7 protein-coding genes and 1 pseudogene are annotated in these 6,779 nt (G+C 58.3%); 1 reads left to right on the top strand and 7 read right to left on the bottom strand.

All coding sequences use genetic code 11. The features are described 5' to 3' along the window. Positions 1-21: 21 nt before the first annotated feature. The 6 genes from AC1DSG_RS25450 to AC1DSG_RS25425 form a co-directional block, all read right to left on the bottom strand. A complete protein-coding gene (locus AC1DSG_RS25450; RefSeq protein ID WP_477793353.1) occupies positions 22-675 on the bottom strand; it encodes an HAD family hydrolase in 654 nt (217 codons plus the stop codon). Positions 676-779: 104 nt separating this feature from the next. Next, the gene (locus AC1DSG_RS25445) at positions 780-1,769 is read right to left on the bottom strand and encodes an ABC transporter ATP-binding protein (protein WP_477793352.1); all 990 of its coding nucleotides are present in this window, start codon (positions 1,767-1,769) and stop codon (positions 780-782) included. Further along, complete coding sequence (locus AC1DSG_RS25440) at positions 1,766-2,566, bottom strand: ABC transporter permease (protein ID WP_477793351.1); 801 nt, start codon at positions 2,564-2,566, stop codon at positions 1,766-1,768. Before AC1DSG_RS25440 ends, AC1DSG_RS25445 begins: the two co-directional genes overlap by 4 nt. Further along, entirely contained in the window at positions 2,553-3,398 is an 846-nt protein-coding gene (locus AC1DSG_RS25435) for an ABC transporter permease (protein ID WP_477793350.1), read from the bottom strand. The genes AC1DSG_RS25440 and AC1DSG_RS25435 overlap by 14 nt, the downstream gene beginning before the upstream one ends. Then, positions 3,395-4,201: an alkaline phosphatase family protein gene (locus AC1DSG_RS25430; protein ID WP_477793349.1), complete on the bottom strand. Its 807-nt coding sequence runs from the start codon at positions 4,199-4,201 to the stop codon at positions 3,395-3,397. Before AC1DSG_RS25430 ends, AC1DSG_RS25435 begins: the two co-directional genes overlap by 4 nt. A 182-nt stretch (positions 4,202-4,383) precedes the next feature. After that, on the bottom strand, positions 4,384-5,448 hold the full coding sequence (locus AC1DSG_RS25425) for an ABC transporter substrate-binding protein (protein ID WP_477793348.1): 1,065 nt from the start codon (positions 5,446-5,448) through the stop codon (positions 4,384-4,386). Positions 5,449-5,809: 361 nt separating this feature from the next. On the opposite strand from AC1DSG_RS25425, the gene AC1DSG_RS25420 reads away from it, so the two are divergent. Beyond that, a complete protein-coding gene (locus AC1DSG_RS25420; protein ID WP_477793347.1) occupies positions 5,810-6,523 on the top strand; it encodes a UTRA domain-containing protein in 714 nt (237 codons plus the stop codon). A gap of 121 nt (positions 6,524-6,644) precedes the next feature. Here AC1DSG_RS25420 and AC1DSG_RS25415 read toward each other — a convergent pair. Further along, a pseudogene (locus AC1DSG_RS25415) lies at positions 6,645-6,779 on the bottom strand (MFS transporter); the annotation flags it as partial.

Below are 6,779 nucleotides of genomic sequence, written 5' to 3'. Positions count from 1 at the left end.
CGCTCCCACAGGGGATTTGCGTTACTTCCAGATATGGATTGGCCAGCCGGCCTTTTCTGCGTGTTCAAGCAGCACCGGATCCGGGTTTACCACGTGTGGGAAATCCACCTTCAGAAGCAGCGGTAAATCGTTACGTGAATCGGAATAAAAGCTAGCACCTTCGAGGTTTTCCTCTTCCGCATCCAGCCATTCCAGCAGACGGGTGATTTTGCCTTCGCGGTAGGTCAGCGTGCCAACGGTGTGGCCGCTGTACACCCCATGCGCGACTTCCAGTTCGATGCCGAGAATCTCGTCGATGCCCAGGCGTTCGGCAATCGGCCGCACCAGGTGCGTGCCAGACGCCGAGATCACCAGAATCCGGTCGMCAGCCTTGCGGTGGGCGGCGATGGCTTTGGTGGCGTCGCTGAAGATGATCGGCTCGATGAAGTCTTCAACCCATGGCCCGACCAGGTGATCGACCTCTTCAGGTGTCCTGCCGATCATCGGTTCGAGGCTGAACTCCATGTACTCTTCCATGCTCAACTTGCCGTGGCTGCAAGCGTCCATCAGCTCATTGTTCTGCCGCATGAACGACTCAGGGTCGACCCAGCCCAGGCGGCCCATTTGCTCGCTCCAGAGGGTGGCGCAGTCGCCGTGGATCAGGGTTTCATCCAGATCAAAAATTGCCAGGGCCATTAGTGCAGTTCTCTCTGAGAACAGCTTCAAGCGGCAAGCTTCAAGCTGCAAGGTGGATGGAGGTAGTCAGTAGTTTACTTACAGCTTGCAGCTTGCAGCTGCTTTCAAGCTACCTTGCAGAGGGCCGTCGGATCGATGGAAAGCGCCAGACGCTGACCATCGGGATGCAGGTCGGCCGCCGAGCGGTTCAGCACATCCACCACCAATTCCACGCCGCGGGCTTCGACCCGATAACGAATCACGTTGCCGAGCAAGCTGTGACTGCGGACCTGGGCGTCAAGTTGGCCGTTCAGGCTCAGTTCGATGGCTTCCGGGCGAATCGCAATTCGGTGGTCGATCGGCCGTTGCAGCAGCTTCGATGCGCTCTCGGCGTCCAGCAAGTTGTAGTTGCCGATAAAGCCGGCGGCGAACACATCCACCGGTGCGGTGTAGAGGGTTTCGGCGTCGCCGCTTTGTACGATCTTTCCTTGATTCATCAAGAAAATCCGGTCAGACATGGTCAGCGCTTCTTCCTGATCGTGTGTGACAAAAATCGTGGTCAGGCCCAGTTCGCGCTGGATCTGCCGTATCTGTTCGCGCAAGTGCTTGCGAATCCGTGCGTCGAGGGCCGACAGCGGTTCATCCAGCAGCAACAGCCGTGGACGAGTGACCAGCGAGCGGGCAAGCGCCACACGCTGGCACTGGCCGCCAGACAGTTGATGGGGAAAGCGCACGGCGAAGTCGTTCAGTTCCACCAGGTTGAGCACTTCGGCAACGCGCCTTTGGCTGTCGTCGGCGTTGACCTTCTGCATCCGCAGGCCGAAGGCGATGTTTTGTTCCACGGTCATGTTCGGGAACAGTGTATAACTCTGAAAGACCATGCCGATCCCGCGTTTCTGCGGGCTCAAGGGAACGAGGTCCTGACCCTCCAGCAGAATCTTGCCGCCGTCGACCGAGGTCAGGCCGGCGATGCAACGCAACAGCGTGGATTTGCCGCAACCAGACGGGCCAAGCAGCGTGACGAACTCACCTTTCTGGATTTCGCAGTTGATGTCGCTGAATACCGTGGTGCCCGAGTAATTTTTTTGTAGGTGTTGGACGCTGACATAGCTCATTCGCTTTTGTCCTTGTTCAAGATATTGGCCGCCCAGGTCATAACCAGCACAAAGAAGAAATAGGAAATCACCAGCGCACTGGTGAAGTGGCCGCTGCTGTTACGCATGTTATTGAGGTAGACCTGCAGGGTTTCGTAGCGGGTGCCGACGAGGATGTTGGCGAACACGAATTCCCCGAACAGGAACGAGAACGACAGCAGCAACGCCACCATCAAGCCCTTGCGCAGGTTCGGCAGCACCACCAGGAACGCCGCTTGCCAGGTACCGGCGCCGAGCAGCTGTGCGGCGTCCATCAGGTCGCGCAGGTTGATCGCTTGCAGGTTGTTGGTGATTGCCCGGTACATGAACGGCAGCGCAATCGTGAAGTAGCAGCCAATCAGAATCCATGGCGTGCCGACCATCGCGAACGGTCCGGAACCGTAAAGCTGCAACAGCCCCACCGTCGACACCACCGGCGGCACCGCGAAGGGCAGCAGGATCAGAATGTTCATCAGCGCATCAAGTTTCGGGAAGTGGTAATGCACCACAAACAGCAACGGCAGAATCAGCACCACCGACAAGATCAACGAGCCAACGCAGACCAGCAGCGATTGACCGAACGCACCGAGGAAGCGCGGATCGCTCCACAGCTGGAGGTACCACTTGAAGGTAAAACCGCTGGGCAGAATGGTCGCCGACCAACTGCTGGAAATCGAGTAGATCAACGTCCCGAACAGCGGCAACAACAGAATGGCAAAAAGCAGGTACACCACCACGCGGTGATAGACACCGACGGGGCCCAGTTCAGCGCGAGACATGGTAGCTCCTCTTCAACAGCAGCTGATGCACGAGGGTAACCAGGGTCATCAATGCCACCAGCACCACGGCCAAGGCACTGGCGAGATTCGGGTCGAGGGAAATATCGCCGGACACCATCGCCGCGATGCGGATGGTCATCACGTTGAAGTTGCCGGTGGTCAACGCGTAAACCGTCGCGTAAGCACCAAGAGCGTTGGCCAGCAGGATCACAAACGTACCGAGCAACGCCGGCGTCAATACCGGCAAACCGATGTGCCGCCAGAACTGCCAGCCGTTGGCACCGAGCAATTCGGCGGACTCGCGCCAGTCTTCGCGCAAGGCATCGAAAGCCGGGTAGAGCAGCAACACGCCGAGGGGGATCTGGAAGTAGGTGTAGAGAATGATCAGCCCGGTTTTCGAGTACAGGTTGAAATCCTGAATGATCCCGGCCTGCTTGAGCATGATGGTGAAGCTGCCGTTGAAGCCCAGCAGGATGATGAACGCGAAGGCCAGGGGCACGCCGGCGAAGTTGCTGGTCATGTTGGCGAAAGCGTTGACGAAATTGCGCAGTTTCGAGTCGACCCGGCGCAGGGAGTAGGCGCCCAGCACCGCGATAATGATCCCGAATACGCTGGACCAGAAACTGATCTCGAGGCTGTACTGGATCGCCTGCATGTAGAACTTTGAATTGAAGATCTTGGTGAAGTTGGCCAGGCCCCAGCCGGACTCCTCCGATTGCAGGCTATTGATCATCACCCACACCAGCGGGGCGATCTCGAACACGATGAAGAACAGGGCAAAAGGTACAAGACACAAGGCTGCCAGCCACTTGCCACGGGTACTGGCATTCACTTGAGCAGCTCCCGGCACACCGGTTTGTCGTGGGGTACGCCCAACAGTTCGCAGATCGTGCCGCAGATTTCGGTCTGTTTCGGCGTGGCGTCGGGGTTGAGACTGAACGCGTTACCGAGAACAAACAGCGGCACTTCGCGTTCTTCCGGCAACAGGCCGTTGTGGGAGCGGTCGTTGTTCATGCCGTGGTCGGCGGTCACCAGCACTTGATAGCCGGCGTCAAGCCAGGAGCGCAGGTAGTCAGCCAGAATAATGTCGGCCGTGCGGGCGCTGTTGCGGTATTGCGGGGTATCGAGTCCGTGCTTGTGCCCGGCGTCGTCGATGTTCATCGGGTGGATCAAGAGAAAATTCGGCGCATGGCGCACGCGCAGGCTTTCGGCATCGGCGAACAGGTGCGAATCCGGGTAGTGGTCGTTCCAGTAGAAGTGACCGTGCTGGATCGGCAGGGCTTCGTCGTCAGTGTGGCGATCCCGTGCAGCCACAAACGGCGAGCGGTTATACAGCTCGCTGACCCAGTGATACGCCGCTGCGGCGGTTTTCAGGCCGTAGTCCGTGGCGTAGTGATAAATGCTGCGCTGGTTGGACAGGCGCGAGACGTTGTTGTGAACGATGCCGCTCTCGATGGGCGGGACGCCGGTGAGAATGCATTCGTAGAGTGGACGGGACAGGGACGGCAGTTCGCATTCCAGTTTGTAGAGCGCGGCGCGACCTGCTCCGACGTAGGCCTGCAGGTGCCCCATGGTGTGGCGCGCGACTTCGTAATTGAGGCCGTCGAGCACGACCAGGATGACGTTGTGCTTCATAGGGGCAAACTCCGCGAGACAGTTATTTCAAATACCCAACCCATTTCCCCCTGTAGGAGYGAGCCTGCTCGCGATAGCGGTGGCCCAGTCAACATTGATGTTGAATGTTCAACCGCTATCGCGAGCAGGCTCRCTCCCACATTGGATTTCCGATGGCTTATCCAATGTGGGGATTTACGACATCACTTCATTTCTACGATGACTTCTTCGTTCCACTTCTGAGGAAGGGCTTTGGAGGTCTTTTCCCATGCGTCGGCGTCTTTGATCGGCGTGACATTTTTGTACTGTTCGTTAGGCAGCAGCTTGGCCTTGACCTCGGCGGGCAGGGTCAGGTGCTCGGCACGGATCGGGCGTGCGTTGCCTTTTGCCAGGTTGATCTGGCCGGCGTCGCTGAAGATGTATTCGCGGGTCAGCTTGGCGGCGTTCGGGTTTTTTGCGTATTTGTTGATGATGGTGGTGTAACCGGAAATCACCGAGCCATCGGATGGAATCAGCACGACGTAGTCATCCGGATTGGCCATCTTCGCCTTGTAGCTCAGACCATTGAAGTCCCAAACCACACCGACTTCGATTTCACCCTTTTCCATGGTGGCAATCGTCGGGTTGGCCATCGACAGGCGACCCTGTTTGGCGATTTCTGCGAACAGTTTCAGGGCTGGATCAAGGTTTGCCTCGTTACCGCCATTGGCCAAAGCCGCCGCCAGTACACCGTTGGCCGCCTGGGCCGCGGTGCTCACGTCACCGATGGAAACCTTGTATTTGCCACCCTTGAGGTCAGCCCATTTGGTGGGGGCTTCGGAACCGTGCAGCAATTTTTTGTTGATGATAAACGCGATGGAGCCAGTGTAGGCCAGCGCCCAGTTGCCATCCTTGTCCTTGGCCCAGGCTGGAACCTGATCCCAGGTCGTGGGCTTGTAGGGTTGCACCACGCCTTGCTTGACCGCGATCGGGCCGAAGGCTGCACCCACGTCGCCGATGTCAGCGCTGGCGTTGTCTTTTTCAGCGGCGAACTTGGCGATTTCCTGGGCCGAGCTCATGTCGGTGTCGATGTGCTTGAGGCCATAGATTTTGGCCAGGTCTGCCCAAGTGCCTTTCCAGTTGGCCCAGTCATCGGGCATGCCGACGCTGTTGACGGCGCCTTCCGCTTTCGCAGCGGCTTCGAGGGTTTTCAAATCGTCAGCCGCCATGGCGGCGGTGCACATGGCAATGGTCGAGCCTAACAGTGATGCCAGGAAAAGCTTTTTCATCCGAAGCTCCTTTGGGCGTTTTCAACGCTGCGATTGCGGTTGTGTTGGTCTAGGTCAGCAATACCTGAGCCAATTTAGGCGGGCTCGATGACACTTTCATGTCGGTGGTCGCCCGGCAGCACAGTTATTTGCCCGGTATTGGCAGGTGCCCGGTAAGCGTAGACCATGGGTAAAGACCCGGTGTGCAAGGGACTCGGCCGATGTATTGCAAGGTTTGCTACGACCATGGAAATGACCGTTGGGTTGCTTTGTCATCGATCAGTCATCTGCATTGCCTACGCTTGCAGGATGTCGATGAACCGGCTTTATCGCGCGGTTCTGCTCCGAAACAGCGCTGGTCTAGTCCAGATAGGTAACGTTGATGCGTGATGAGGCAACGAAAGCGGTGACGGCCATTGGTCAGGTCTTGCAGGAGCAGCTCGACCACGGTTTGTTGGCGTCCGGCAGCAAGCTACCGGCCGAGCGCAAGCTCAGTGAGTTGTTCGGGACTACACGGATTACCGTGCGCGAGGCGTTGTTGCAGCTGGAAGCGCAGGGGCAGATTTATCGCGAAGAGCGCCGTGGCTGGTTCGTTTCGCCACCGCGCCTGGCCTATAACCTGATGCAGCGCAGTCACTTTCACGCGATGGTCAGCGCGCAGGGACGTGTGCCGTCCACCGAAGTGATTTCGGCGCGGTTGCAACCCGCCTCGGCAGCGGTGTGCGACTGGTTGCAGTTGCCGGCGCTGTCGAGCGTGATCCAGATTTGCCGCGCGCGACGCATTGATGAGCGGCTGGTGCTATACGTGGAGCACTATTTGAATCCGCAGTATTTTCCGGGGATTCTCGAGTTCGATTTGAATCAGTCGATCACCGAGTTGTACGCACGGCATTACGATTTGCACTACGGGCGGGTACGTTTCGAAATAGTGCCGACGTCGCTCTCGGCGGATGCGGCCGCCGCGTTACGGGTGTCGGTGGGTAGCCCGGGGCTGCGCATTGCCCGGGTCAACTACGATCAGCATGAGCGGCTGATCGACTGTGATCTGGAGTTCTGGCGGCATGATGCGATTCATGTCGGAGTGGATGTGGTTTAGCCTGGTGAATCCGCGTCGACCCCTTCGCGAGCAGGCTCGCTCCCACAGGGTTTGTGTGAGCGACACAGATCCTGTGTGGGAGCGAGCCTGCTCGCGAAGGGGTCGACGCGGATTCACCAGGCTAAACCACATCCACTCCGACATGAATCGCATCATGCCGCCAGAACTCCAGATCACAGTCGATCAGCCGCTCATGCGCTCATGCTGATCGTAGTTGACCCGGGCAATGCGCAGCCCCGGGCTACCCACCGACACC

It is taken from the genome of Pseudomonas sp. P5_A12 (genome assembly GCF_056400685.1).
This window is presented reverse-complemented; position numbering and strand designations above follow the sequence as displayed.

Coding starts and splice junctions, on each gene's coding strand:
- AC1DSG_RS25440 (WP_477793351.1), bottom strand. CDS start 2,566: ATGTCTCGCGCTGAACTGGGCCCCGTCGGTGTCTATCACCGCGTGGTG.
- AC1DSG_RS25430 (WP_477793349.1), bottom strand. CDS start 4,201: ATGAAGCACAACGTCATCCTGGTCGTGCTCGACGGCCTCAATTACGAA.
- AC1DSG_RS25425 (WP_477793348.1), bottom strand. CDS start 5,448: ATGAAAAAGCTTTTCCTGGCATCACTGTTAGGCTCGACCATTGCCATG.
- AC1DSG_RS25445 (WP_477793352.1), bottom strand. CDS start 1,769: ATGAGCTATGTCAGCGTCCAACACCTACAAAAAAATTACTCGGGCACC.
- AC1DSG_RS25420 (WP_477793347.1), top strand. CDS start 5,810: ATGCGTGATGAGGCAACGAAAGCGGTGACGGCCATTGGTCAGGTCTTG.